Origin of the sequence: Arthrobacter sulfonylureivorans (assembly GCF_022637435.1) — a bacterium.
GTDB classification, from domain to species: domain Bacteria; phylum Actinomycetota; class Actinomycetes; order Actinomycetales; family Micrococcaceae; genus Crystallibacter; species Crystallibacter sulfonylureivorans.
In genome coordinates this window covers 2,683,251-2,707,713 of sequence record NZ_CP093326.1, presented here as the reverse complement: position 1 = coordinate 2,707,713, position 24,463 = coordinate 2,683,251, and the positions used below count along the sequence as shown (strand labels likewise).

Annotated in this window: 26 protein-coding genes; 22 read left to right on the top strand and 4 right to left on the bottom strand. The window is 66.0% G+C overall.

The annotated features are described in order from the left end of the window. Positions 1-14: 14 nt before the first annotated feature. The 4 genes from MNQ99_RS12535 to MNQ99_RS12520 all read left to right on the top strand — a co-directional run bounded on the left by MNQ99_RS12535 (position 15) and on the right by MNQ99_RS12520 (position 4,601). On the top strand, positions 15-2,873 hold the full coding sequence (locus MNQ99_RS12535; protein WP_241913156.1) for an FtsK/SpoIIIE family DNA translocase: 2,859 nt from the start codon (positions 15-17) through the stop codon (positions 2,871-2,873). A gap of 66 nt (positions 2,874-2,939) precedes the next feature. Beyond that, complete coding sequence (gene pgsA / locus MNQ99_RS12530; protein ID WP_241913155.1) at positions 2,940-3,545, top strand: CDP-diacylglycerol--glycerol-3-phosphate 3-phosphatidyltransferase; 606 nt, start codon at positions 2,940-2,942, stop codon at positions 3,543-3,545. Beyond that, on the top strand, positions 3,542-4,096 hold the full coding sequence (locus MNQ99_RS12525; protein WP_241913154.1) for a CinA family protein: 555 nt from the start codon (positions 3,542-3,544) through the stop codon (positions 4,094-4,096). The genes pgsA and MNQ99_RS12525 overlap by 4 nt, the downstream gene beginning before the upstream one ends. A gap of 67 nt (positions 4,097-4,163) precedes the next feature. Then, positions 4,164-4,601, top strand: a complete 438-nt coding sequence (locus MNQ99_RS12520) for a helix-turn-helix domain-containing protein (RefSeq protein WP_127511713.1) — start codon at positions 4,164-4,166, stop codon at positions 4,599-4,601. Between the two features lie 87 nt (positions 4,602-4,688). On the opposite strand, the gene MNQ99_RS12515 is transcribed toward MNQ99_RS12520, so the two are convergent. Beyond that, entirely contained in the window at positions 4,689-5,171 is a 483-nt protein-coding gene (locus tag MNQ99_RS12515) for a MarR family winged helix-turn-helix transcriptional regulator (RefSeq protein WP_127511712.1), read from the bottom strand. A gap of 129 nt (positions 5,172-5,300) precedes the next feature. Between MNQ99_RS12515 and MNQ99_RS12510 the strand changes: the two genes are divergently transcribed. The 7 genes from MNQ99_RS12510 (at position 5,301) to dapF (ending at position 11,676) form a co-directional block, all read left to right on the top strand. Next, positions 5,301-5,522, top strand: coding sequence for a DUF3046 domain-containing protein (locus tag MNQ99_RS12510; protein ID WP_127511711.1), 222 nt, complete (start codon positions 5,301-5,303; stop codon positions 5,520-5,522). Positions 5,523-5,716: 194 nt separating this feature from the next. Then, positions 5,717-6,769, top strand: a complete 1,053-nt coding sequence (gene recA / locus MNQ99_RS12505; protein WP_127511710.1) for a recombinase RecA — start codon at positions 5,717-5,719, stop codon at positions 6,767-6,769. Then, the gene (locus MNQ99_RS12500; protein WP_241913152.1) at positions 6,770-7,327 is read left to right on the top strand and encodes a regulatory protein RecX; all 558 of its coding nucleotides are present in this window, start codon (positions 6,770-6,772) and stop codon (positions 7,325-7,327) included. It abuts the gene before it with no gap. Positions 7,328-7,612: 285 nt separating this feature from the next. Continuing rightward, positions 7,613-8,233: an aggregation-promoting factor C-terminal-like domain-containing protein gene (locus MNQ99_RS12495; RefSeq protein ID WP_241913151.1), complete on the top strand. Its 621-nt coding sequence runs from the start codon at positions 7,613-7,615 to the stop codon at positions 8,231-8,233. A 55-nt stretch (positions 8,234-8,288) separates the two neighbouring features. Beyond that, entirely contained in the window at positions 8,289-9,809 is a 1,521-nt protein-coding gene (gene miaB / locus MNQ99_RS12490) for a tRNA (N6-isopentenyl adenosine(37)-C2)-methylthiotransferase MiaB (protein ID WP_277883548.1), read from the top strand. A 5-nt stretch (positions 9,810-9,814) separates the two neighbouring features. Then, a complete protein-coding gene (gene miaA, locus MNQ99_RS12485; RefSeq protein ID WP_241913150.1) occupies positions 9,815-10,747 on the top strand; it encodes a tRNA (adenosine(37)-N6)-dimethylallyltransferase MiaA in 933 nt (310 codons plus the stop codon). Continuing rightward, positions 10,744-11,676, top strand: coding sequence for a diaminopimelate epimerase (gene dapF / locus MNQ99_RS12480; protein WP_241913149.1), 933 nt, complete (start codon positions 10,744-10,746; stop codon positions 11,674-11,676). Before miaA ends, dapF begins: the two co-directional genes overlap by 4 nt. A 10-nt stretch (positions 11,677-11,686) precedes the next feature. On the opposite strand, the gene MNQ99_RS12475 is transcribed toward dapF, so the two are convergent. Further along, positions 11,687-12,298, bottom strand: coding sequence for a class I SAM-dependent methyltransferase (locus MNQ99_RS12475; RefSeq protein WP_241913148.1), 612 nt, complete (start codon positions 12,296-12,298; stop codon positions 11,687-11,689). Between the two features lie 428 nt (positions 12,299-12,726). Between MNQ99_RS12475 and hflX the strand changes: the two genes are divergently transcribed. After that, a complete protein-coding gene (gene hflX, locus MNQ99_RS12470) occupies positions 12,727-14,268 on the top strand; it encodes a GTPase HflX (RefSeq protein WP_241913147.1) in 1,542 nt (513 codons plus the stop codon). After that, positions 14,261-16,300, top strand: a complete 2,040-nt coding sequence (locus MNQ99_RS12465) for an ATP-dependent DNA helicase (RefSeq protein ID WP_241913146.1) — start codon at positions 14,261-14,263, stop codon at positions 16,298-16,300. The genes hflX and MNQ99_RS12465 overlap by 8 nt, the downstream gene beginning before the upstream one ends. A 70-nt stretch (positions 16,301-16,370) precedes the next feature. Here MNQ99_RS12465 and lexA read toward each other — a convergent pair whose 3' ends face one another. Further along, a complete protein-coding gene (gene lexA, locus MNQ99_RS12460; protein ID WP_127511702.1) occupies positions 16,371-17,120 on the bottom strand; it encodes a transcriptional repressor LexA in 750 nt (249 codons plus the stop codon). A gap of 301 nt (positions 17,121-17,421) precedes the next feature. On the opposite strand from lexA, the gene MNQ99_RS12455 reads away from it, so the two are divergent. The 7 genes from MNQ99_RS12455 to MNQ99_RS12425 all read left to right on the top strand — a co-directional run bounded on the left by MNQ99_RS12455 (position 17,422) and on the right by MNQ99_RS12425 (position 22,077). Next, a complete protein-coding gene (locus tag MNQ99_RS12455; protein WP_127511701.1) occupies positions 17,422-17,775 on the top strand; it encodes a LysM peptidoglycan-binding domain-containing protein in 354 nt (117 codons plus the stop codon). Positions 17,776-17,847: 72 nt separating this feature from the next. Beyond that, the gene (locus MNQ99_RS12450; protein WP_241913145.1) at positions 17,848-18,957 is read left to right on the top strand and encodes a histidinol-phosphate transaminase; all 1,110 of its coding nucleotides are present in this window, start codon (positions 17,848-17,850) and stop codon (positions 18,955-18,957) included. A gap of 56 nt (positions 18,958-19,013) precedes the next feature. Next, on the top strand, positions 19,014-19,631 hold the full coding sequence (gene hisB / locus MNQ99_RS12445) for an imidazoleglycerol-phosphate dehydratase HisB (protein ID WP_127511699.1): 618 nt from the start codon (positions 19,014-19,016) through the stop codon (positions 19,629-19,631). Then, positions 19,628-20,269, top strand: a complete 642-nt coding sequence (gene hisH, locus MNQ99_RS12440; RefSeq protein ID WP_241913144.1) for an imidazole glycerol phosphate synthase subunit HisH — start codon at positions 19,628-19,630, stop codon at positions 20,267-20,269. Before hisB ends, hisH begins: the two co-directional genes overlap by 4 nt. Before the next feature lie 20 nt (positions 20,270-20,289). Next, positions 20,290-20,433, top strand: coding sequence for a hypothetical protein (locus tag MNQ99_RS12435; protein ID WP_164745364.1), 144 nt, complete (start codon positions 20,290-20,292; stop codon positions 20,431-20,433). A gap of 45 nt (positions 20,434-20,478) precedes the next feature. Then, positions 20,479-21,219 carry a bifunctional 1-(5-phosphoribosyl)-5-((5-phosphoribosylamino)methylideneamino)imidazole-4-carboxamide isomerase/phosphoribosylanthranilate isomerase PriA gene (priA, locus tag MNQ99_RS12430; RefSeq protein WP_127511697.1) on the top strand — a complete coding sequence of 247 codons (741 nt, stop codon included), beginning with the start codon at positions 20,479-20,481 and terminating at the stop codon, positions 21,217-21,219. A gap of 9 nt (positions 21,220-21,228) precedes the next feature. After that, the gene (locus MNQ99_RS12425) at positions 21,229-22,077 is read left to right on the top strand and encodes an SseB family protein (RefSeq protein ID WP_241913143.1); all 849 of its coding nucleotides are present in this window, start codon (positions 21,229-21,231) and stop codon (positions 22,075-22,077) included. A 100-nt stretch (positions 22,078-22,177) separates the two neighbouring features. Here the strand turns inward: MNQ99_RS12425 and MNQ99_RS12420 are convergent, their stop codons facing one another. After that, positions 22,178-22,597, bottom strand: coding sequence for a DUF1844 domain-containing protein (locus MNQ99_RS12420; protein WP_127511695.1), 420 nt, complete (start codon positions 22,595-22,597; stop codon positions 22,178-22,180). A gap of 336 nt (positions 22,598-22,933) precedes the next feature. Between MNQ99_RS12420 and infC the strand changes: the two genes are divergently transcribed. Then, positions 22,934-24,049: a translation initiation factor IF-3 gene (gene infC, locus MNQ99_RS12415; RefSeq protein ID WP_241913142.1), complete on the top strand. Its 1,116-nt coding sequence runs from the start codon at positions 22,934-22,936 to the stop codon at positions 24,047-24,049. A 145-nt stretch (positions 24,050-24,194) separates the two neighbouring features. Beyond that, the gene (rpmI, locus tag MNQ99_RS12410) at positions 24,195-24,389 is read left to right on the top strand and encodes a 50S ribosomal protein L35 (protein ID WP_127511693.1); all 195 of its coding nucleotides are present in this window, start codon (positions 24,195-24,197) and stop codon (positions 24,387-24,389) included. Positions 24,390-24,463 lie beyond the last annotated feature (74 nt).

Below are 24,463 nucleotides of genomic sequence, written 5' to 3'. Positions count from 1 at the left end.
GTAACCTTGCGACTATGGCGACTCGTACTTCCCCTGCCCGAAAAGGCACCCAGCAGTCGCGCGGTAAGGGTACAGGCACTGCTGCGCGCTCCTCGTCGGGGCGTTCCAGCAAGACCAAGGTGCTCGATGTGCAGCCCCAGGAGGAGCAGCTGCCGCTGCTGCCGCGGATGATCCACGGGCTGTGGATGAGCCTGGCCCGTCCGGTGGCCGCGGGCGTCCGGAAGCTGGGTCCCGATGTGCGGCCCGACCACGAGTTGCGCCGCGACGGCACCGGTTTCTTCCTGCTGCTCCTGGCCGCCTGCGTCGCCACCGTGGAGTGGTGGGCCCTGGACGGCTGGTTCGGGGACGTGGTGCACGCCGTGGCCGGCGGAACCTTCGGCTGGATGGCTCTGGTGCTGCCGGTGCTGCTGCTGATCATGGCGGTGCGCCTGATGCGCCACCCGGAAGACTCCCCGGCCAACAGCCGCATCTCCATTGGCCTGATCCTGTTCCTTGCCTCGGGCTCCGGGCTCGCGCATGTGATCGGCGGCCAGCCCGCCCTGGCGGACGGCTTCGATGCGTTGTGGGCGGCCGGCGGGATGGCTGGCTTCCTGCTCGCGGCCCCGCTGGCGGCCGTCAACCTGTGGCTGCCGGTGGCCGTCTTCGGGCTGCTGGCCTTCACCAGCATCCTGATCATGACCGCCACGCCGTTCCGCCACATTCCCATGCGCCTGCGGATGCTCTACGAGCGACTCATGGGCCAGGACCCGTCCGCCGAAGCGGCGCCATACCAGCCGGGCGACGGGCATGACCAGAGCTACCTCTACGCCGATGAGGCTCCCGCCAAGGAACGCAAACCGCGCCGCAAGCTCTTCGGCAAGCGCAAGGCCGAAGAAGCCGGCGCCGACGAGGAGGGCTTCTACTTCGACGAGGCGTTCGAGACCCCCGTCATCGAGGACAAAGAGCCCGAAGAATCAGCCGCACCGGAGGAAGCGGCTCCGGCGGTGCCGCCGGGAGTGCGCCGGCCCACGCAGGCCGAACTGGCCGTCGAAAAGATCAAGCGGGACCAGGGAATGGTCCCCGAAGGGGCCACCGAAGCGCTGCCGGTGCTGCCCGCCGCCCCGCCGGCACCCGCCGCGCCCACCGTGCCGTCCAATCCGGTGCAGCCGCAGCCGCCGGCCACCCCGATCCCGCAGCGCACCGAGCAGCTGCAGTTGGCCGGTGACGTCGCGTACACGCTGCCGCCGTCCGATTTCCTGCCGCCCGGACCGCCGTCGAAGGAGCGCTCGGAGGCGAACGACGCCGTCGTCAATGCCCTGACCGAGACGCTGGACCAGTTCAAGGTCGAGGCGAAGGTCACCGGGTTCTCCCGCGGGCCGACGGTGACGCGCTACGAAATCGAGCTGTCGCCGGGGACCAAGGTGGAGCGCGTCACGGCGCTGTCCAAGAACATTTCCTACGCCGTGGCCAGCTCCGATGTCCGCATCCTCTCGCCGATCCCCGGCAAGTCTGCCATCGGCATCGAGATCCCGAACACTGACCGCGAGACGGTATCCCTGGGCGACGTGCTGCGGTCGAACAACGCCCGCAAGACCGAACACCCCATGGTCATGGGCGTGGGCAAGGACGTGGAGGGCGGCTTCGTGCTGGCCAACTTGGCCAAGATGCCGCACCTGCTCGTCGCCGGTGCCACCGGTGCGGGCAAGTCCTCGTTCGTGAACTCGATGATCACCTCCATCCTGATGCGGTCCACGCCAGACGAGGTGCGGATGGTCATGGTGGACCCCAAGCGGGTGGAGCTGACCGCGTACGAGGGCGTTCCGCACCTGATCACACCGATCATCACTAACCCGAAGAAGGCCGCCGAGGCGCTGCAGTGGGTGGTCCGCGAGATGGACACGCGCTACGACGACCTGGCCAACTTCGGCTTCAAGCACATCGATGATTTCAACAAGGCCGTGCGCAACGGCAAGGTGGTCCCGCCGGCCGGCTCCAAACGGGTAGTCAAGCCGTATCCGTATCTGCTGGTGATCGTGGACGAGCTCGCGGACCTGATGATGGTGGCCCCGCGGGACGTCGAAGACTCGATTGTCCGCATCACCCAGCTGGCCCGTGCCGCCGGCATCCACTTGGTGCTGGCCACCCAGCGGCCCTCGGTGGATGTGGTGACCGGCCTGATCAAGGCCAACGTCCCGTCGCGGATGGCCTTCGCCACCTCGTCGGTGACCGACTCCCGCGTGGTGCTGGACCAGCCCGGCGCGGAGAAGCTGATTGGCCAGGGTGACGCGTTGTTCCTGCCGATGGGCGCCAGCAAGCCAATGCGCGTGCAGGGCGCCTGGGTTTCCGAGTCGGAAATCCACCGGGTGGTAGAACACGTCAAGGGGCAATTGCAGGCGGTCTACCGCGACGACGTCGCAGTGGAGGCGCCGAAGAAGCAGATCGACGACGACATCGGCGACGATCTCGACGTGCTGCTGCAGGCGACCGAACTGGTGGTCACCACGCAGTTCGGTTCAACCTCGATGCTTCAGCGGAAACTGCGCGTCGGGTTTGCCAAGGCCGGCCGCCTGATGGACCTGCTCGAATCCAGGGGAGTGGTCGGTCCGTCCGAGGGTTCCAAGGCACGCGACGTGCTAGTCAAGCCGGACGATCTCGCGGCGACGCTGGCGGCCATCCGGGGCGATGAACCGGCGGCCGCCGGCCCCGGCGAGTCCGGGAGCGCCGACGCGCTGACCGAGGCGCTGGCGGACAATGCCAATGCCAACCATGGGTTCGAGGGTCCGCGCGATTTGGTTGCCGAGGACCTCGAGTCCCGGCCGCAGGCGGTGGACTATTACGACGGCGACGAGGACGATGCCGGGTCCGAGGACGCCTGGAACCTGACCGGGAGGTGACGTCCGCGGGGCTGCCCGCGGCGGCCGGCGGCTGCAGCCATCCGGCAGGCGGGTAGCCTTGAACGTGTGACTGATTCAGTGTCCCGGCCCGTGCCCCTGCTCAACATCGCCAACGTCCTCACGACGGTGCGGATCCTGCTGGTTCCGTTTTTCATCTGGTTCCTTCTGGCTGACGGCGGCGAAGGGGGAGTGTTCCGTTGGCTGGCGGTGTTGGTTTTCGCCGTCGCGATCTACACGGACAAGCTCGATGGCGATCTGGCCCGCAGCCGGGGCCTGATCACCAACTTCGGCAAGATCGCCGATCCGATCGCCGATAAGCTCCTGATCGGTTCGGCCTTGATCTTGCTCTCGGTGTTGGGTGACCTGCCGTGGTGGATCACCATCGTCATCCTGGTCCGGGAGTTGGGCATCACCTTGCTGCGTTTCGTGGTGATTCGTTACGGGGTCATGCCGGCCTCGCGCGGCGGCAAACTGAAGACCGTCCTCCAGACGCTGGCCATCTTCCTCTACCTGCTTCCGCTGGAATCCTGGCTGGGACCCTGGGCCGTGTGGGTGGCCTTTGCCGTCATGATGTTGGCCGTCGTCGTCACCGTGGTGACCGGCGTCGACTATGTTGTGAAGGCTGTGAAGTTGCGCCGCGCTTCCCTCGCGGGGACCGAGGGCCAGCGATGAAGACCACACAGGCCGCGGCCGTTGTGGCCGCAGCCATCGCCCGGAAACTGACGGTGGCCACGGCCGAATCGTTGACTGCCGGCATGGTGGCGGCCGAATTGGCCACCATCCCCGGGGCGTCGGGCACGCTTCAGGGCGGCGTCGTGTCCTACCAGAGCCAGATCAAGGCGGCCGTGCTCGGCGTCGACGCGGAGCTGTTGGCGCGCGAGGGCGCGGTCACCGAAGCCGTGGCCTGCCAGATGGCCGAGGGTGCCAGGCGCGTCCTGCAGGCGGACATTGCGGTGTCCACCACCGGGGTGGCCGGACCGGAACCGCACGGCGGCAGGGACGTGGGGACGGTGTGGATCGGCATCGCCGCCCCGCACGGAACGTGGGCCATAGAATTCCACTTCGACGGCGACCGCGCCCGGATCCGGCAGCAGGCCTGCGAAGCCGCCATCAGGGAACTGGGCCGGGCGGTCGACGACGAGGCGGCGGTTTTGTCCGGATCGTGGATTCCGGGGAACAAAAATATTGATTCAGTAGTTATCAAAGGTGTCAGCAGCTGTTAGGTTGTTGGCCTAGGCTTGGAAACAGCGGCAGAGGCCGCCCACCTTAAGAGGGAGCAAGGCGATACAGATGGTAAAGCAGCCCGTGTCCGTAAACGGTGTTGTCCGTTGGCGTGATGTGGGATTGGCCGAAGAACCCCGCAGGGAGCAGAAGGAGCGCAAAATGGTAGTGTTGCGACACGAAATTGGCGATGTCCTCCGTGATGTCCGGCAGCGGCAGGGACGAACCCTGCGTGAAGTGTCGCACAGCGCCCGCGTTTCCCTTGGCTACCTGAGCGAAGTCGAACGCGGCCAGAAGGAAGCGTCGTCTGAACTGCTGTCCTCGATTTGCTCGGCCCTGGACGTTCCCCTGTCGCACATGCTGCGGGAAGTGAGCGACCGGGTCGCAGAGGCCGAGGGTGTGGTCATTCCCGACACCGTCCCGCAGGAACTCTCGCGTGAGTTTGTCGGCGACATTCCGGACGAGCTGCCGGAGGAACTCCGCGGTTTGGCTTCCGCCCGGTACTGATCAAAGACCCTAACGGGCCGGTTCCGCCGCTGTGGCGGAGCCGGCCCGTTTCTTTGTGTCCGCGGTGCCCGTTCGGATCGCTGCCCTTTAGTGGACCGGCGGCTCGTTGGCGTAGGAGGCATTCAGCCGGTCCAGCAGCTGTCCCAGCGTGGACAGGTCTTCGACGGACCAGTCGCCAAGGCGCTCGTGAAAGGCGATCTTGCGGGCAGCCTGTGCCTCGGCCAGTTTCTCCAACCCTGCGGGCGTCAGGGTGATCGACTGGGCCCGCCCGTCCAAGGGATCCGCCTGCTTGCCCACCAAACCCAACTGCTCGAGCATGGCAATCTGGCGGCTGACCGACGGTTTGCCGACGCCGATGGCCGCGGCGAGTTCCGTGAGCCGCAACGAATGCTCCCGCTGGAGGATCAGCAGAAGTCCGTAGGCTGCCGGTTCCATGTCCGGGTGCACGGTCCGCGCCACCCGGTGGGAGTTCGCCCTGGCCCGGCGCCAGAGCAAGCTCAACTGCCGTTCAAGTGCTTCGATGGCCGTATCGAACCCTGCATCTTCGCTGCCTGTGGCATGGTCTGTCATGGCCTTATTCTAATGAGCGCCGGCGTCGGCGCAGCGATCCCGCGCGGACGCGTCGCAGGCCGATTGCAGGGTCGAAGGAATCTCGATGCCGGCCGGTCGCGTCAGCCGGACACATGAGAAGATGTACGCGTGCGAATCAGTGACTTCTGGCGATTGATGGACGATGAATTCGGTTCTGCCTATTCGCATGTCCTCGCCGCGGATTTGGTGCTGGGACAGCTCGGCGGCCGGACCGCCGCCGAAGCGTTGGCTGCAGGAATTCCGCCGAAATCGGTGTGGCTCGCCGTCTGCGATATTCAAGACGTTCCGCAGGAGCGGCGCTGGGGCAAGGACCGCGAGCCGCGAAGCTGAGCGGACACGCCCGGCAGAAAACCCCGATATGTTCGAAAGTGTATTCGGATCCGGCTAAGCTTCTACACAGACCGCCGAGAGGCCGGATTATCCACACGCTCCGCTGCCGATCCCGATTTTGTCCGAGCCGGACGTTACGGTCGGAAGAGTCAAGACAGACAAGGCCCGAGGGCCGCAACAGACTGAGGTGAACAATGGCCGCACCAGCTGACCGCGAGAAGGCACTGGAAGCTGCGCTGGCGCAGATCGACAAGCAGTTCGGCAAGGGGTCGGTGATGCGTCTCGGCGACGACACCCGCGCCCCCATCGAAACGATCTCCACTAGTTCGATCGCCTTGGATGCCGCATTGGGCATCGGCGGCCTGCCGCGGGGCCGCGTGGTCGAGATTTACGGTCCGGAATCTTCGGGTAAGACCACGGTGGCGCTTCACGCGGTCGCCAGCGCCCAGCGCAACGGCGGAATCGCTGCCTTCATCGACGCCGAGCACGCGCTGGACCCGGAATATGCCAAGAAGCTTGGGGTGGACACCGACGCCCTGCTGGTGTCGCAGCCGGATACCGGCGAGCAGGCACTGGAAATCATGGACATGTTGATCGGCTCCGGCTCCCTGGACATCATCGTGATCGACTCCGTCGCAGCCCTGGTGCCGCGCGCGGAAATCGAAGGCGAAATGGGCGACAGCCATGTTGGTCTCCAGGCCCGTTTGATGAGCCAGGCCCTGCGAAAGATCACCGGGCGGCTTAGCCAGTCGAAGACCACTGCCATATTCATCAACCAGCTGCGCGAAAAGATCGGCGTGTTCTTCGGCAGCCCGGAGACCACCACCGGCGGTAAGGCGCTGAAGTTCTACGCCTCGGTGCGCATCGACGTACGCCGCATTGAAACCCTGAAAGACGGAGCCAACCCGGTGGGCAACCGGACGCGCGCCAAGATCGTCAAGAACAAGATGGCCCCGCCGTTCAAGCAGGCAGAATTCGACATCCTCTATGGCCACGGCATCTCCCGCGAGGGCGGTCTGATCGACATGGGCGTGGAACATTCACTCGTCAAAAAGTCGGGCGCCTGGTTTACCTATGACGGAGACCAGCTCGGCCAAGGCAAGGAGAACGCCCGCAAGTTCCTGATCGACAATCCGGACCTGGCCGATGAGCTGGAACGCAAGATCCGGCAGAAGCTCGGGATCGATGCGGTCCCGGACAGCGGAGATGAGGGCGAGCCGAAGCTTAAGGCCGTCGACGGATTCTAAATGTCGTTCAGGGACGGACAGGGCGCCGGCCCAACGCCGGGCGGCCCGGCGGATCTGGGGCCGGACGCGGATCCTTACGGCGTCGCACGTTCCGTTGTCCTGCGCTCACTGACACAGTCCCCGAAGAGCCGCGCCCAGCTGGCCGCGAAGCTGGCTGAGCGCGGCGTTCCGGGCGACGTCGCCGAGGCAGTGCTCGAGCGGTTCGAGGAGGTCAACCTCATTGACGACGCCGAGTTCGCCAGAATGTGGGTGCGCAGCCGGTCCCAGTCCCGTTCGTTGGCTCGGGCCGCGCTCAAGCGGGAGCTCGCAGACAAAGGGATCGCCGGTGAACTGGCCGAGCAAGCGCTGGACCAGCTTTCGGCGGACGACGAGCTTGAAGCGGCCCGCAGCCTGGTACGCCGCAAGATCCGGCCCGACTGGCAACTGCAGGACCGGTCGGAACGGGACAAGCATCTGCGCCGGCTGGTCTCCATGCTGGCCCGCAAGGGCTATTCTGCCTCGCTGGCCTACCGGGTCGCGGCTGAGGAACTCGGTGCAGCCAGCAACCCGGAATTCTGACGCGGCCTAGCGTCACCTGGCGCCCTGGGCCCGCGTCGACTCTGTTATCGTTTTGAGACTTTTCCCAGATTCGCTCGTTACCGTAGTGCGACTGTGAGTGCATCGCAGAATGAACGTCGTCAGAAAACCCAGCAACGCCGGCGCAGCCGCAGTCAACGCCGCCTCAGGATCGCCGCAGGCCTGACACTTTGCTCCGTTGCCGCCGTCGGCGCAACAGGGGCCGCCAGCGCCGTCCGGAAGGGACACAGCGCCTCGGAGGCTGTGGGATCAATCACAGCTCCCGTCATGGAACTGGTGGGATTGGCAGAGCCTGCCGAAGGGACAAGCCCGGTGGCGGCCGACGCCCTCGAGGCACAAGCCGCGGAGGCATCCGTCGATGACGCAGCCGCGAGGAAGGCGGCGCAGGAAGAGCAGGCACGCCAACCGGCAGCAGATCAGAAGGCTGCCGCCGCGAAGGCTGCAGCGAAGGAAGCCGCCGACCGGAAGGCTGCGGAAAAACGTGCCGCTGCCGAGGCGGTAAAGAAGCGTGCTGCCCAAGCAGCTGCTCAGGCAAAGGCTGCCAAGGAGAAAGCTGCCGCCAAGGCCCAAGCGTCGCGGAACGATCCGGCCGCTGCGAAGGCCTACGCTGAAGGGGCGCTGGCTTCCTTTGGCTGGGGCGCCGGCGAATTGGGCTGCCTGGAAACGCTCTGGCACAAGGAATCGGAATGGAGCCTCGGCGCCACGAACCCATCCAGCGGCGCGTACGGCATTCCGCAGGCCTTGCCCGGTGACAAGATGGCCGCCGCCGGCGCCGACTGGCAGACAAACTTCCAGACTCAGGTCGATTGGGGGCTGGGCTACATCGAGTCCCGCTACGGCTCCCCGTGCTCGGCCTTGGACTTCCACCTGGCCAACAATTGGTACTAACCCCGGACCGGCTGCAGATTGTGGCTCGTCCGGCCGCAGGCCGTACCCTTGTAACGTGAGTTTGACTGTCCCCGCCCCCGCCATCGAGAAGCAGCCGGAAGCCCGCACCTATCAGGTGCGCACGTTCGGCTGCCAGATGAACGTGCACGATTCCGAGCGGCTTGCCGGGCTTCTCGAAGCCGCCGGGATGGTCGAAGCCCAAGCCGGCCAAGCCGACGTCGTGGTCTTCAATACGTGTGCGGTACGGGAGAATGCCGACAATAAGTTGTACGGCAACCTGGGCCAACTGGCCCCGGTCAAGGAACGCCATCCCGGGATGCAGATCGCCGTCGGCGGCTGCTTGGCCCAGAAGGACCGCGAGACGATCCTCAAAAAGGCGCCGTGGGTGGACGTGGTGTTCGGCACCCACAACGTGGGTTCGCTTCCGGCGTTGCTGGAGCGTGCCCGGCACAACAACGAAGCGCAGCTGGAAATCCTGGAGTCGCTCGATGTGTTCCCCTCGACGCTGCCCACCAAGCGCGATGCGGTGTACTCCGGTTGGGTCTCCATCTCCGTCGGCTGCAACAACACGTGCACGTTCTGCATTGTCCCTTCGCTGCGCGGTAAGGAACGCGACCGTCGGCCGGGCGAGATTCTGGCGGAGGTCCAAGCACTGGTCGACGACGGTGCCATCGAAGTCACGTTGCTGGGACAGAATGTGAACTCCTACGGTGTGGAGTTCGGTGACCGGGGAGCCTTCGCCAAGCTGCTGCGCGCCTGCGGCAGCATCGAGGGCCTGGAACGGGTGCGTTTCACCAGTCCGCACCCGGCCGCCTTCACCGACGACGTTATCGACGCCATGGCCGAAACCCCCAATGCCATGCCGCAGCTGCACATGCCGCTGCAGTCCGGATCTGACAAGGTCCTGAAAGACATGCGCCGGTCCTACCGGTCCAAGAAGTTCCTGGGCATCCTGGACAAGGTCCGGGAACGGATTCCCCATGCGGCCATCTCCACCGACATCATCGTCGGGTTCCCCGGGGAGACCGAGGAAGACTTCCAGGCAACGCTGGCGGTGGTGGAACAGGCCCGCTTCGCGAGCGCCTTCACGTTCCAGTATTCCAAGCGGCCGGGGACCCCGGCCGCAGAGCTGCCGGACCAGTTGTCCAAGTCCGTAGTGCAGGAACGCTACGAGCGCCTCACTGCCTTGCAGGACCGGATTGCCGCGGAAGAAAACGCCAAACAGCTGGGCAGCATGGTCGAGGTCATGGTGACCGCGCAGCAGGGACGCAAGGCAGGGGAGACCCACCGGCTCTCCGGCCGGGCCCGCGACCAGCGGCTAGTGCACTTCTCCGTGCCCGACGGCGCGCCGGCACCCCGTCCGGGCGACCTGGTGACGGTGACGGTTACGGAAGCCGCTGCCTTCCACCTGATCGCCGACCCGGCTTCCGCGTCGGACTACCAACTGCGCCGCTCGCGCGCCGGGGACGCGTGGGACCGCTCCCAGGCTGACTCCTGCGGGGTACCCGCGACCCCGGGCAGCAAACCGGCCCAGGTGTCACTGGGCATGCCGGCGCTGCCGGTCCGGCCCGCCTGAGCGCGATGCCGGCCGACCAACAGAGCCAGCAGGACAGCCCGGCGGTCATCGCCGTCGTCGGTCCCACCGGGTCCGGAAAGTCTGATCTCGCCGTCGAGCTGGCGCAGCGGCTGGACGGAGAAGTGATCAATGCCGACTCCATGCAGTTCTACCGCGGAATGGACATTGGCACGGCCAAGATGACGGTCGCGGAACGGCAAGGGGTCGCCCACCACTTGCTGGACATCCTCGATATCACGGACGACGCGAGCGTCTCGTCGTACCAGCAGCAGGCCCGCGACGCGATCGATGCCATTCACAGCCGGGGCCGCCGCGCCATCCTTGTCGGCGGATCCGGACTGTATGTCCGGGCGGCCCTCGACGCGATCGAGTTTCCCGGCACTGACCCGGCCCTGCGCCGAGCCCTCGAGGAAGAGCTGGCGAGCCGCGGCCTGGAAGCGATGCGGGAACGGCTCCGCGACGTTGATCCAGTCTCCGCCGGCCGGCTGGCCGATGCCCGACGCATTGTGAGGGCGCTGGAGGTATGGCAGCTGACCGGGCGTCCCTTCAGCTCCTTCATGCCGGAGCGGCACTACGTCCGTCCCACGGCGCAGATCGGCCTCCAGGTGGACCGCGAACAGCTCAAGCACCGCCTTGCCGGTCGCGTTCGTGTGATGGTGGAGCGCGGCTTGCTGGACGAAGTCGCCGCGCTGGACCGGCGGGGCCTGCGCCAAGGGCGGACCGCCTCGCGCGCGCTCGGTTACGCCCAGTTCCTGAGGGTGCTCGACGGCGAATGGAGCCAGGACACGGCCGTCGAGGACACCGTCGCCGCCACCCGCAAATTTGCGCGGCGCCAGCTGACCTGGTTCCGGGCTGATCCCCGGATCCATTGGCTCGACTGGCAGGATCCACTGCTGGCGGACAAGGCCGCCGGGCACCTCGCTAAGCTTGAAGCGTGAACAATCCCCTTCCTGACAATTTGTCAGCCCTGTCCGGGCTGTCCTACGCCAAAGGGCACGGAACCGGCAACGACTTCGTGCTGATTGCCGATCCGGACGGACTCAAGGACATAGAACCCCAGACCGTCGCTGCGCTGTGCCACCGCCATCTGGGCGTCGGCGCCGATGGGCTGATCCGTGCCGTCCATTCGGAGCACCTGCCGGAGGGCCGGGAGCTGCTGGCGGCAGCGCCGGAGGCCGAGTGGTTCATGGACTACCGCAATGCCGATGGGTCGGTATCCGAGATGTGCGGCAACGGCGTCCGCGTCTTCGTGCACTTCCTGCTGGCCGAGGGACTGGCCGAGCTGGCGGCAGGGGAGTCCCTGACGATAGGGACCAGGGCGGGGGTCAAGATCATCCGCCGGTCAGCCAATGGCTACGCCGTGGACATGGGGCCGTGGGAATTCATCTTCCCCGCCGAGGCTGCGGCCGGGGCCATGGACTCCACCGTCAGCGCCGGCGGCCTGGAGGTGCCGCGGCCTGCCTTGTCCGTGAGCATGGGTAATCCGCATACCGTCGTGGCTCTCGCCGGACTTGAAGAACTTGCTGCCACCGAATTGTTCGCAGCACCCGCGGTGGATCCGGTGCCCGCGAACGGAACCAACGTGGAATTTGTGGTGCCGGCAGAACCCCTCGTCGCCGACGGAGCAGGGCATATCAGCATGCGCGTGCACGAGCGCGGCGTGGGGGAGACCCAGTCCTGCGGAACAGGTGCCTGCGCCGCCGCAGCTGCCATCCGCTACTGGGCCGGTGACGGGGCTCCCGACGACTGGCAGGTCGGAGTCCCCGGTGGGACAGTCCGCGTACGGTTTCTCCCGGCGGCGGACGGGCGCGAACATGTGGAGCTGAGCGGCCCCGCCGTGCTGGTGTTCCGCGGCATCGTGGCCTGACGGAAGCGGCTCAGCCGGCGCGCTGGACGCAGAGCACGCGGAAGGCCTTGGCCGTGCTTTCACGGCTGATGGAGTAGTCCGGCGGCAGTTCGCCCGAAAGCCAGCGCTGCAGCGAGTCCGAGCCCAGATTCTTCTGGACCACCAGCCAGGCAGTGCCTCCCGGCGCGAGCCTGGGCAGCCAGAGCAACAACAGTTCGTGGAGTTCGCTCTTGCCGATCCGGATCGGCGGGTTGGACCAGATGGTTTCGAACTGCAGCGACGGATCGACTTCTTCCGGCAGGCAGGCACGGACATTGTCCAGACCCAACGACGCGGCGTTGTCGTTGGTCAGGGCGATGCTGCGCTCGTTGACGTCGACGGCCCACACCGTGGCTCCGGGGGATTTCAGGCCCATGGTCAGGGCAATCGGGCCCCACCCGCAGCCGATGTCCAGCAGGTTGCCGGCCGGAGCCGGCGGCGGAACCTCGGCCAGTAGCACCGCTGTGCCCTTGTCGACGCCGTCCGGACTGAAGATTCCGCCGGCCGTCTGCAGCTGCCGCGGGCGGCCGTCCAGTTCGACCTCCAGGGTGCGGCGAACCTCGGGTTTGCCTGGTTGCGGGCTGAAGTAGTGCTCTGTTCCCATAATCGGCCAGATTAGTGCGCGTTCAGCGGAATCGGTATCAAGGCGCACCTAAGCTGCGTCGGCTCTGATAGCGTTTACCGCATGAAGAAGTAATGATTGCGCCGCCACCATGCTGTCCCGTTCCATGCGGCACAGCGCGTGCCGTTGGTCGAGAATCCATTCTCCCCGGCCGCCGGGCAATCACCGTTCCCGAAACTCTTGTGGAACGCTCCACCTCCGCAGCCGCTTGTACCGGTTGTTTCAGGTCCCCGGTGCCGGGTGATGCCGGCCGCACCAGCAGGCGCCAGCTGCCACGCATTTTCTGCCCCGCACCGACGGGGCCCTTCCCAGGAGGACTTTTGGCCGATCATCCACAAACCGCATCTTCGGGCTCTGCTGCACGCATCCCGGAGGACTACGATAAGACCACGGACATTTCGAAGGAGAGCATGACCACCAACAGCCCCCAGCCGTCGCCGGAACCGGAAATGACGCCGGATGAGATCCAGGCAGTCATTGACCGTATCTTGGCCCGCGACACTGCGGCCCGAAGCAAGCCGGGAGTCGGCGGCCGAGCGCAGGCCCTGTCCGAACTTGACTCCGAGCATTCCGAATTCGACGGTGACCAGCAGGACTTGGCCGAACGCCGTGCCCTCCGCCGCGTAGCAGGCCTCTCCACCGAGCTGGAGGACGTCACCGAGGTCGAGTACCGGCAACTGCGCTTGGAACGCGTGGTCCTGGCCGGTCTCTGGACCGAAGGAACGGCCGACGACGCGGACAATTCCTTGCGGGAACTGGCGGCGCTGGCGGAGACCGCCGGCTCCGAGGTGCTGGACGGCATCGTGCAGCGCCGGATGAAGCCGGACCCGGGCACCTTCCTCGGTTCCGGAAAGGCGCAGGAACTGCGGGACATCGTGATGTCCACCGGCGCTGACACGGTCATTGTCGACGGCGAACTCTCGCCTTCGCAGCGCCGCGGACTGGAAGACATCGTGAAGGTCAAGGTCATTGACCGCACGGCGCTGATCCTGGACATCTTCGCTCAGCACGCCAAGAGCCGCGAAGGCAAGGCCCAGGTTGAGCTGGCCCAGTTGGAGTATCTGCTGCCGCGCCTGCGCGGTTGGGGCGAGTCGATGTCCCGCCAGGCCGGCGGCCGCGTCGGAGCTGCCGGCGGCGGCATCGGTTCGCGCGGACCCGGTGAGACGAAGATCGAACTGGACCGCCGACGTATTCGGACCCGGATGGCGAAGCTGCGCCGCGAAATCGCCGCCATGAAGCCGGCACGCGATACCAAACGTGCCAACCGCCGCCGCAATGCCGTTCCGTCGGTGGCCATCGCCGGTTACACCAACGCCGGAAAATCGTCGCTGCTCAACCGCCTGACCGATGCCGGCGTTCTGGTCGAGAATGCGCTTTTTGCCACCTTGGACCCCACCGTGCGCCGCGCGGAAACACCCGACGGCATTGGCTACACGCTCGCCGACACTGTCGGTTTCGTCCGCTCGCTGCCTACGCAACTGGTGGAAGCCTTTCGCTCAACGTTGGAGGAAGTTGCCGACGCCGATGTGATCCTGCACGTGGTGGACGTCTCACACCCCGACCCGGAGGGCCAGATCGCCGCTGTGCGCGAAGTACTCACCGAGGTGGATGCCCGGCACATTCCTGAAATCGTGGTGCTGAACAAGGCAGATGCTGCCGATCCCTTTGTGGTCGAACGCCTGCGCCAGCGCGAACCGAACCACGTTGTGGTGTCGGCACGCACCGGCCAGGGAATGGACACGCTGCTTCGACTGATCAGCGAAACCATCCCGCGGCCCAGCGTGAAGCTGCGGCTGCTGGTGCCCTACGACCACGGCGAAGTCATCAGCCGCTTGCACAGCGAGGACGCCGAAATCCTCGCCATGGAGCACGGGGAAGACGGCACACGGCTCGATGTGCTGGTTCGTGAGGGCTTGGCAGCGGAGCTGGAACGATTCCTGCGGCATGACTGACACCCGGGTACCGGCCGGCGAGGCGTTGCGACTGCTCGATGTCGCGGTCCAGGGCATGGGCGGCCAACACCGCGCCGGCCAGCACGAGATGGCTGCCAAAGTAGCCGAGGCTTTCGATCGCCGCCAGCACCTGCTGGTCCAGGCGGGCACCGGCACCGGCAAGTCGTTGGCCTATCTGATCCCGCTGATGGTGCAGGCCTTGGAGGGTGAGAAGCCGGCCATCGTCTCGACCGCGACGCTGGCCCTGCAATCGCAAATCGTCAAGCGGGACTTGCCGCGGCTGATGGAAGCCGTCGCCGATGAGCTTCCCCGGCCGCTGGATGTGGCGCTGCTCAAAGGGCGGAACAACTACGTCTGCCTGCATAAGCTGGCCGGCGGCTTTCCGGACGAAGACGCCCCTGCCGCGCTCTTCAGCCTCGGCGAGGACGCCGTCCCGCATCCGGCTCCTGCTGGCGGAGGGACGTCCACCGGGGCCGCGGGGGCGCTGGGCAAGGAGGTGGTGCGCCTGCGCGAATGGGCGCAGGAGACCGAGACCGGCGATCGCGATGAACTGGTGCCCGGCGTCAGCGACCGCGCGTGGCGCCAGGTCTCCGTGGGATCGATGGAATGCCTCGGCGCGCAAAAGTGTCCCCTCGCCGCCGAATGCTTCAGTGAACTGGCGCGCGGGCATGCGGCAGAGGCGGACATCGTGATCACCAACCACGCCATGCTCGCCATCAACGCCTTCGAGGGCGTGGCAGTGCTTCCGGACTACGACGTGGTGGTGATTGACGAAGCCCACGAATTGCAGGACCGCGTGACCAGCGCTGTGGCGGGGCAGCTGTCGGCTGCCATGGTCCGCACCGCGGCTTCGACCGCGCGCAAGCACACCGGGATCAGCGTGGAGCCTCTCAACTCGGCTGCCGGCGCCCTGGAGGATGTGCTGGAGCCGCTGCCGAGCGGATTGTTGGCCTCCGGCCTGCGCGAGGAGCAGGAGTTGGTACTCGTGCAGCTGCGGGAGGCGGCCCGTGCGGCGCTATCAGATTCCAAGCCCGAGGGATCCGGGGCAGCTGACGGCGGGAGGCAGATGGCCCGCTCCCGCCTTTCTGCGGTGCTGGAGATGGCCGAACGGCTGCTGTCGGCGGCGGATTCCCGCGAGGTCATTTGGGCGACCCGCCCGAGCACGTACGGCGAGACCGGCGACTACATCGCCAGTGACGACCAACCGGCAACGCTCAACATCGCGCCGTTGTCTGTTGCCTCCAGGCTGCGCGAGGGGCTGTTCGACGAACATACGGTGGTGCTAACCTCCGCCACGTTGTCGGTGGGGGGAACTTTTGACGCTGTTGCCGGTTCGCTTGGATTGTTGGGGGCCGGCGCTCCGGCGTACTCAAGCGCCGATGTGGGCAGCCCCTTCGATTACCCTCGCCAAGGCGTGCTGTACGTGGCATCGCACCTGCCCAAGCCGGGCCGCGGCACCAGCAGCGAGCAGCTCGACGAACTCGAGGAGCTGCTGAGGGCCTCACGCGGCGGTGCCCTCGGATTGTTCTCCTCGCGTCGCGCGGCAGAGGAAGCTGCCGCCGAAATGCGCAAGCGCACCGACCTGACCATCCTGTGCCAGGGCGAATCATCAATCGGGGCGCTGGTTCGCCAATTCGCCGATGAACCGGACACCTGCCTGTTCGGCACGATGACGCTGTGGCAGGGGGTCGATGTCCCGGGCGAGGCCTGCCGGTTGGTGGTCATCGACCGCATTCCGTTCCCGCGGCCGGACGACCCGTTGACCACCGCCCGTACCCGGTCGGTAGCCCAGACCGGAGGCAATGGTTTCATGACGGTCTCGGCCACCCACGCAGCGGTGCGGTTGGCCCAGGGCGCCGGCCGCTTGATTCGTGCTTCCAATGACAAGGGGGTGGTGGCCGTGTTGGATTCCCGTCTGGCCACCGCCCGCTATGGAAATTTCCTCCGCAGTGCCCTGCCGCCGTTTTGGAGTACGAAAGACGGCGCCATCGCCCGTCAGATTCTGGAGCGGCTGGCGGCTGCTGCAGCCTGAACCGGCTGGGGCAGGGACCGGGTCCCGCCGGTTCAGGCCACAGCAGGCCGAAGGTTCGGTGACGGAGGGGTCAGAGCGCGCGCATCACGGAGACAACTTTGCCCATGATGGTTGCGTGGTCGCCCAGAATCGGTTCATAGCGCGTGTTCTGCGGCAGCAGCCAGGTGTGCCCATCGCGCTGCCGGAAGGTTTTCACCGTTGCCTCGTCGTCGAGCAGTGCCGCAACAATGTCGCCGTTCTCGGCGGTGTGCTGCTGCCGAACCACCACCCAGTCGCCGTCGCAGATGGCAGCATCGATCATCGAATCGCCGGACACCTTCAGCATGAACAATTCGCCGTGCCCCACCAGCTGCCGGGGAAGCGGCATGACGTCCTCGACCGCCTGGTCTGCCAGGATCGGTCCGCCGGCGGCGATGCGCCCCACCAACGGCACCATTGCCGTATCGGATGAAGTGGTGAGTTCGGACACCGCGACGCCGCTAGAGCTGCGCAGCTGCTGCGGCTCGTCCACGCCCACTATTTCCACGCCGCCATGCTCAAGCGTCAGTGGGGTGAGGATCTCCATTGCCCGGGGACGCTTCGGGTCCCGCCGGATGTAGCCCATCTTCTCCAGTTGAGACAGCTGATGCGTGACGCTGGACAAGCTGGCCAAGCCGACAATGTCACCGATCTCGCGCATCGACGGCGGATACCCGTGGGCAATGACGGAGCGCTGGATCGTTTCCAAGATCTTCTTCTGCCGCGGCGTCAGGCTGCGTCCGACCTTGACAGGGCGGCCTCGTCGCCGCGCTCCGGCGGTGGTGGTGGTCTCTTCGGACATATCCGGCCCCGGTCTTCCCATGATGGTCCAGGTGCCGGGTCTGGCTGATGCGGAACCGGCACTCGGATTGCTGTCTCGACTGTTTTGTCAGTGGCGGCTGATGCACTGCAATTCACAGCCGCTCATGCCATCAACGCTAGGCCAGGCGGTGAGGAATTTCAAACATTTGTTCGACTGAGTCTCGACAATAGTCGATCACCAGTGCTAAAACTGTAGAAGATGCATTCGAAGATACGTTCGAATGCAGTGGTTCGATGATCGAAACCAGTCGAAATAGATCGAAAATCGGAAAGGTGGCACCATGTCCGCCCAGCTCGCACCGCAGTCCGCAGACCTCCGCGCCAACTCCGCCCTCCGGCTCACCCGCCGGGGCCGTTTGCTGCTGATTGGCCTGCCGCTCATGCTTGCCGCGGCCGTCGCGCTCACCTTGGTCGGCTTCTTCACCGCACCGGCGATGGCCGCTGCCGGGGGGCTGGGGCCGGGGCCAGCTGTTACTGTCACGGTCGGCAGCGGCCAGACGCTGTGGGATGTGGCAGTGCTGTCGGCCCCTGACCGCAACCCGCATGATGTCATCTTCGAGATCGCGCAATTGAACGGCCTGGATGGGGACATCGTCCATTCCGGCCAGCAGCTGCTCGTGCCGTCATCGCATTGAGGGAACCGTAATATGAGCCGCTTCGGCCCGCCCGATTCCTGCCCCGGGCGGGCCGAAGCTTAAGCTGGATCGGTGAGTGAGCAGTTAGAACGCCTGAACCGTCTGCCGTTGCGGGGGAATCTCCGGGGCCTGGAACCATATGGCGCCCCCCAGTTGGACGTGCCCATCCTCCTGAATGTCAACGAAAACACCCACGGATTGCCGGAGACGGTGCATCAAGCCATCGTCTCGGCCGTCAGTGCGGCGGCGGCCGGTTTGAACCGGTATCCGGACCGCGAGTTTACCGAGCTTCGGACGGCACTGTCCCGCTATCTGGAACACGGGCTCACGGCAGAGAACATCTGGGCCGCCAACGGTTCAAATGAAGTGCTGCAGCAAATCCTTCAGGCCTTCGGCGGGCCGGGCCGGACCCTGCTGAGCTTCCCCCCGACGTATTCCATGTACCCGCTGTTGGCCAGCGGGACGGACACCGAGTATGTTGCGGTTCCGCGGGGAGCGGACTTTACGATCTCTCCGGAAGCGGTTGCCGCTGCTGTCGCAGAAGCCGCTGCCAACGTCGTCGTCCTGTGTTCCCCGAACAACCCGACGGGCACCGCACTGGGGCTCGACGTTGTCGAGGCCGCCTACGAAGCGGGGGAGGCGTCCAACGCCATCGTGATAGTGGATGAGGCCTACGCCGAATTCGCCCACGCCGGCACGCCGAGCGCGCTGACGCTGCTGCCCGGCCGGGAGCGGCTGATCGTCTCGCGCACCATGAGCAAGGCTTTCGCCCTTGCCGGTGCCCGAGTGGGGTACCTTGCCGCCGCACCGCAGATTGCCGATGCCCTGCGCCTGGTCCGCCTGCCCTACCACCTGTCCGCGATCACCCAGGCGACGGCGCTGGCCGCACTGGAACATGCTGGCGCCCTGCTCGCCAATGTTGAGGACATCAAGACCCAACGGGACCGCATTGTCGACGGACTTGCCGAGCTGGGGTTGAAGCCTGCACCGTCGGACTCCAACTTTGTGTTCTTCGGCGGTCTGGACGACCCGCACGCGGTGTGGCAGGGCCTTCTGGAAACCGGCGTGCTGATCCGCGACGTCGGGATTCCTGGACATCTGCGGGTGACGGCGGGCACTGAGGCCGAGACCACAGCCTTCCTCGACGGCATCAAGGCTCTGATGTCGAGCCGAGTCTCCTAAACTGTACTAAGAGCGCACCGGCCTGGCCGGTCAACCATTTTCGTCAAAGGACTCCCATGACCGTGGATACCACCACCGGACGTACCGCACGCCTCGAACGCATCACCAGCGAGTCGTCCGTGCTGGTTGAACTGGATCTCGACGGCACCGGCCGATCCGAGATCAGCACCACCGTGCCGTTCTACGACCATATGCTCACCGCACTGTCGAAGCATTCGCTGGTCGATCTGACCGTGAAGGCCACTGGCGACACCCATATCGACGCCCACCACACCGTGGAAGATGTCGCCATCACGATCGGCGAGTGCTTGAAGCAGGCCCTGGGTAACAAGGCCGGGATCCGCCGGTTCGGCGAAGCAACGGTACCGCTGGATGAGGCGCTGGCCCACGCCGTCGTCGACGTCTCCGGCCGTCCCTACCTGGTGCACTCAGGAGAACCGGCCGGCCAGGAATACCACCTGATCGGCGGGCACTTCACCGGATCCTTGACGCGCCACGTTTTCGAAGCCATCACGCTGCACGCCCAGATCTGCCTGCACATGCGCGTGCTGGGCGGCCGCGACCCGCACCATATCGTCGAGGCCCAGTTTAAGGCGTTCGCCCGGGCATTGCGCGCCGCGGTTGAGTCCGATCCCCGGGTCGAGGGCATTCCCTCAACGAAGGGTGCCCTGTGACGGCTGGGCCCAAAGTCACCGTACTGGACTACGGATCCGGGAATGTGCGCTCGGCGGTCCGGGCGCTGGAACACGTCGGTGCCGACGTCACGCTCAGTCATGCTTCCGAGGATGTGCTTAACGCCGACGGGTTGTTGGTCCCCGGCGTCGGTGCCTTCGCCACGGTCATGGAAGGACTGAAGTCTGTTGATGCCCTTCGCTGGATCGGACGCCGGGTGGCCGGCGGCCGGCCGGTGCTGGGCATTTGCGTGGGCCTGCAGGTCATGTTCGAAGAGGGAGTGGAACACGGGGTCCGCACGCAGGGGATCGGGGAATGGCCCGGAGTCGTGGAAGCGCTGCCGGCGGAGGTAGTGCCGCACATGGGGTGGAACACCGTTGACGCCGCGGAGGGCAGCCGATTGTTCGCCGGCATCGAAGACGAGCGGTTCTACTTTGTGCACTCCTACGGTGTGCAGCACTGGAACTTTGATATCACCCAGCCGGCGATGGCGCCGCCGCGGGTGACCTGGTCCACGCATGGGGCCCCGTTTATCGCGGCCGTTGAAAACGGTCCACTGAGTGCTACGCAATTCCATCCGGAGAAGTCCGGCGACGCCGGCGCGGAGTTGCTCCGCAACTGGCTGAAGACGCTGCGATAGCCGTGGGTAGCCTCCTCCTCATGGCCCTGGCCGGGCTGCTGGCCGGCGGTGCCATCTCGTTCCGGCAACAGCGGCTGCCCAAGTGGTCGGCCATCGTCTTCTGGATTTTGGCGGGGATGGCCCTGCTGGCTGCCTACCTGCTCACCCTCGGTCCGACCGAGTAACCACCCACAGCCCGCGCAGCTGACGGCGCAGAAAGCGGAATCACTATGACGAACCAAACGCCCATCCTCGAACTCCTGCCGGCAGTCGACGTAGCAGACGGCCAGGCAGTCCGGCTCGTCCAGGGCGAAGCCGGCAGCGAGACAGGCTACGGCGACCCGCTGGAAGCTGCCATGGCGTGGCAGAACGACGGGGCGGAATGGGTGCACCTCGTGGATCTCGACGCGGCTTTCGGCCGAGGCAACAACACAGAAGTGCTGCGCCGCGTCGCCGACGAGCTGAAGATCAAGGTGGAGCTGTCCGGCGGCATCCGCGATGACGAGTCCTTGGAACGGGCGCTGGAATTTGGTGCCACCCGCGTCAACCTGGGCACCGCCGCTCTGGAAAACCCGGAATGGACAGCGCGCGCCATTGAACGGCACGGCGACGCCATCGCCGTCGGTCTCGACGTCCGCGGCACCACGCTTGCGGCCCGCGGCTGGACGAAGGATGGCGGTGACATCTGGGACGTCCTGTCGCGGCTCGAAGATGCCGGTTGCGCCCGCTATGTGGTGACCGACGTGACCAAAGACGGCACACTGCGCGGACCGAATATCGACCTGCTGCGGCAGATGTGTGAGCGGACCGACAAGCCGGTGGTGGCCTCCGGCGGTATTTCCAGCCTGGCTGACCTACGGGCGCTGCGTGAGCTGGTCCCGACCGGAGTCGAAGGAGCCATTGTCGGCAAGGCCCTCTACGCGGGCAAGTTCACCCTGCCCGAAGCCCTCGACGTCGCCGGACGGCGCTGAGGTACCAGCGTGGCTAAGAAGGAGCTGCCAGCCCACATCGCCGCAGCACTCGCGGGAGCGGGCGGTGCGGGGGATTCGGCGGGCCAAACCTGGGCCGGGCGGGACCTGAGCGGCGAAGGAAATCCGCTGCACCAGTTCGATCACGACGACGGCAGCACCGACCCGGCCTATGAAGCGGCGCTTCAGTGGCTGGCCGCCGGCACCGGCGGGGAAGCGGAAGTGGTGGCCGCCCTGGCCAACGCCCGCGTTTTCGTCCCCATCGTGGCCACGCTCGGAGAAGAGGCGGAGGGCAGCGGCGGCCTGACGTCGGATAAACAGGCGGACATGGCTCTGGTGACCCTGCAAGCCCCGGACGGGCGCCGTGCGCTGCCCGCGTTCAGCAATACCGCCGCTCTCGAAGCCTGGCATCCCGAAGCCCGGCCGGTGGCCGTCTACGCTCCGCGGGCGGCGTTGGCGGCAGTGTCGGAAGACGCAGAACTGATGGTCATGGACCCGGGCGCCGCGTTGACCTTCGTGGTCCGGCGGCCGGCCGTGTGGGCGTTGGCCAAGCAGCACGAATGGGTGCCCTCCTACCGCGATCCGGGGCTGCTGGACTGGGTGGCCGAAGCGACCAGCGCCGAAGAAGCCGTCATGGCCGCATCCGTCGAGCCCGGGACCGGCATCGCGGTGCGTGCGGCCGATGGCTCGGTAGTGGCGGGCGGAGGCCACGGTCCGGAGCTGCGCTTAGTGCTGCAGGTGCGTGACGGCCTGGGGCGCGAGGAGTTGGCCGGCCTGGCAGGGCGGATCCAAGACCGGCTGCAGGCACGGCAGGAATTTGCCGAGCGTGTGGATTCGCTGGAGCTCAAGTTCACCCGCTGAGCTTCGCACGGGTCCGCCTGCACCAGGAGCATTAAAGATAAGAACGACGCCGGTGCGGGGCACCGGCGTCGTTCTGTGCAGTTCTGGAGTTCTTGCCAGGCTAGTTGACCGGACCGGTGAACTTCTCGCCCGGGCCCTTGCCCGGCTCGTCCTGGATGACAGAGGCCTCGCGGAAGGCGAGCTGCAGGGAGCGGAGGCCATCGCGCAACGGGCCTGCGTGCTGGCTGCCGATTTCCGGCGCAGCAGCGGTCACGAAGCCGGCCAGCGCGGTGATCAGCTTGCGGGCTTCATCTAGGTCTTTGAGCTCTTCCGCATCCTCGCCGGCGGCCAAACCGCATTTCACGGCGGCGGCGCTCATCAGGTGGACTGCCGCGGTGGTGATGACTTCGACGGCGGGCACTTCGGCGATATCGCGCATCTGTCCCAAGACTTCCTGTTCCTGGGGGGAGGCAGAACCGGCGTCCGGCGCGAAGCTGTGGCGATGGTCGTCGGTCTGCGGATTGTTATCTGAGCTGCTCATACTGGTAAGCTTTTCACAGACCAATTGGATCCGGTTACTTATGTGCCTGAAAGCACGTAGGCAAAAGGGTCCGATCTGCAAGCGGAGACCTCTCCCACCCGTCGGTATGGCTAGCCAGAGCTGCCGGGTTTCGGTCGGCAGGCTACGGCCGGCAACGTTGAACAACGTTGCCCACGCCCAGTCCGGAACTCCACAGTTCCGCCTGCCGCCACTTCGAGGCCTTCGATTGCGCTTGCAATGGGAGGCCTTCTTTCATTGCCGGCGGCAGACGAATATCAGTGACAGGAGCCACCCATTAGCGAGCCAAGAATCAACGATCGTATCCGCGTTCCCGAGGTGCGTTTAGTCGGGCCGAACGGTGAACAGGTGGGCATTGTTCGTATTGAGGATGCTCTGCGCCTGGCCACGGAATCGGATCTTGACCTGGTTGAGGTCGCGCCGCAGGCAAAGCCTCCGGTGTGCAAGCTGATGGATTTTGGCAAGTACAAGTATGAGGCTGCGGTCAAGGCACGCGAGGCGCGCAAGAATCAGACGAACACCGTGCTCAAGGAAATCCGGTTCCGGCTGAAGATCGACAAGCACGACTACGAGACCAAACGCGGTCACGCGCTGCGGTTCCTCGGAGCCGGTGACAAGGTCAAGGCCATGATCCAGTTCCGCGGCCGCGAACAGCAGCGTCCGGAAATGGGCATCCGCCTGCTGCAGAAGTTTGCCGAGGACGTCGCAGAGGTCGGCATGATCGAATCGACTCCGCGGATTGACGGCCGCAACATGGTCATGGTGATCGGCCCGACCAAGAACAAGGCCGAAGCCAAGGCAGAGGCCCGGCGGGCCGCGCAGAAGGCGGACGCCAAGGCAGCCAACGAGGCCGGCAAGCAGCGGGTGGACACCAGCGACGATCAGGCGCCGTTGACCCAGAGCCTGGGCGACCTGCTACCGGAAGGCCTTGCCGCCATGGCAAGCCAGCCGGAGGAGACCGCTGAAGCACCCGCAGAACTGGCCGCGCCGGCAGTTGCAGAGCCGGAAGCGCCAGCAGTGGTTGAGTCCGAGAAGCCTGCCGAGGTTGAAGCAGAGGCCAAGACGGAGGAACAGCCCGCGGCTGCACCGAAGGCGAAGCCTGCTGCCGAGACCAAGCCGGCGGCCGCACCGAAGGCGAAGCCTGCAGCGGAGGCCAAGCCTGCCGTTCCGGCGAAGCCTGCAGCGGAGGCCAAGCCTGCCGTTCCGGCGAAGCCTGCAGCGGAGGCCAAGCCTGCCGTTCCGGCGAAGCCTGCAGCGGAGGCCAAGCCTGCCGTTCCGGCGAAGCCTGCAGCGGAGGCCAAGCCTGCCGTTCCGGCGACGCCTGCAGCCCCTGCCGAGGCCAAGCCCGCGGCACCCAAGCCCGCAGCCCGGCCCAAGCCGGCGGCGCGGCCTGCAGCACCCAAACCTGCTGGCCGGTCCGGCTCCAAGAGCTAAGACCGTCCAGAGAGCATCCGGCATTTTGCCGGGCACACCCTTGTGTCCGGTGTCGGTAGACAAGTAAACCGCCGGTGCCCATAGCGGCACCGCACGAGCCGAAGGTCCGCAACGACCTGAGGAAGACGTAAGGAGAACGGCAGCCATGCCGAAGCAGAAGACCCACAGCGGCGCCAAGAAGCGCTTCAAGCTCACCGGCAGCGGCAAGCTCAAGCGCCAGCAGGCCAACCGTCGCCACTACCTGGAGCACAAGCCTTCCACGCTGACCCGCCGCCTCGCAGGTGACAAGATCGTTGCTCCGGCAGACGTGCGCAACATCAAGAAGATGCTCGGCATCTAACTTTCTCCCTCGGGTCCGTACGGCGTCAGCCGTCGGTACCATCCCAGCAAGTTTTGCCCCGACCGCTGATCGTT

Excerpts from the sequence above, each read along its gene's own strand:
- MNQ99_RS12535 (WP_241913156.1), top strand. The coding sequence starts at position 15 with ATGGCGACTCGTACTTCCCCTGCCCGAAAAGGCACCCAGCAGTCGCGC.
- MNQ99_RS12525 (WP_241913154.1), top strand. The coding sequence starts at position 3,542 with ATGAAGACCACACAGGCCGCGGCCGTTGTGGCCGCAGCCATCGCCCGG.
- MNQ99_RS12520 (WP_127511713.1), top strand. The coding sequence starts at position 4,164 with ATGGTAAAGCAGCCCGTGTCCGTAAACGGTGTTGTCCGTTGGCGTGAT.
- MNQ99_RS12515 (WP_127511712.1), bottom strand. The coding sequence starts at position 5,171 with ATGACAGACCATGCCACAGGCAGCGAAGATGCAGGGTTCGATACGGCC.
- recA (WP_127511710.1), top strand. The coding sequence starts at position 5,717 with ATGGCCGCACCAGCTGACCGCGAGAAGGCACTGGAAGCTGCGCTGGCG.
- MNQ99_RS12500 (WP_241913152.1), top strand. The coding sequence starts at position 6,770 with ATGTCGTTCAGGGACGGACAGGGCGCCGGCCCAACGCCGGGCGGCCCG.
- MNQ99_RS12495 (WP_241913151.1), top strand. The coding sequence starts at position 7,613 with ATGGAACTGGTGGGATTGGCAGAGCCTGCCGAAGGGACAAGCCCGGTG.
- miaA (WP_241913150.1), top strand. The coding sequence starts at position 9,815 with ATGCCGGCCGACCAACAGAGCCAGCAGGACAGCCCGGCGGTCATCGCC.
- MNQ99_RS12475 (WP_241913148.1), bottom strand. The coding sequence starts at position 12,298 with ATGGGAACAGAGCACTACTTCAGCCCGCAACCAGGCAAACCCGAGGTT.
- hflX (WP_241913147.1), top strand. The coding sequence starts at position 12,727 with ATGACCACCAACAGCCCCCAGCCGTCGCCGGAACCGGAAATGACGCCG.
- MNQ99_RS12465 (WP_241913146.1), top strand. The coding sequence starts at position 14,261 with ATGACTGACACCCGGGTACCGGCCGGCGAGGCGTTGCGACTGCTCGAT.
- lexA (WP_127511702.1), bottom strand. The coding sequence starts at position 17,120 with ATGTCCGAAGAGACCACCACCACCGCCGGAGCGCGGCGACGAGGCCGC.
- MNQ99_RS12455 (WP_127511701.1), top strand. The coding sequence starts at position 17,422 with ATGTCCGCCCAGCTCGCACCGCAGTCCGCAGACCTCCGCGCCAACTCC.
- hisB (WP_127511699.1), top strand. The coding sequence starts at position 19,014 with ATGACCGTGGATACCACCACCGGACGTACCGCACGCCTCGAACGCATC.
- MNQ99_RS12435 (WP_164745364.1), top strand. The coding sequence starts at position 20,290 with ATGGCCCTGGCCGGGCTGCTGGCCGGCGGTGCCATCTCGTTCCGGCAA.
- priA (WP_127511697.1), top strand. The coding sequence starts at position 20,479 with ATGACGAACCAAACGCCCATCCTCGAACTCCTGCCGGCAGTCGACGTA.
- MNQ99_RS12420 (WP_127511695.1), bottom strand. The coding sequence starts at position 22,597 with ATGAGCAGCTCAGATAACAATCCGCAGACCGACGACCATCGCCACAGC.
- rpmI (WP_127511693.1), top strand. The coding sequence starts at position 24,195 with ATGCCGAAGCAGAAGACCCACAGCGGCGCCAAGAAGCGCTTCAAGCTC.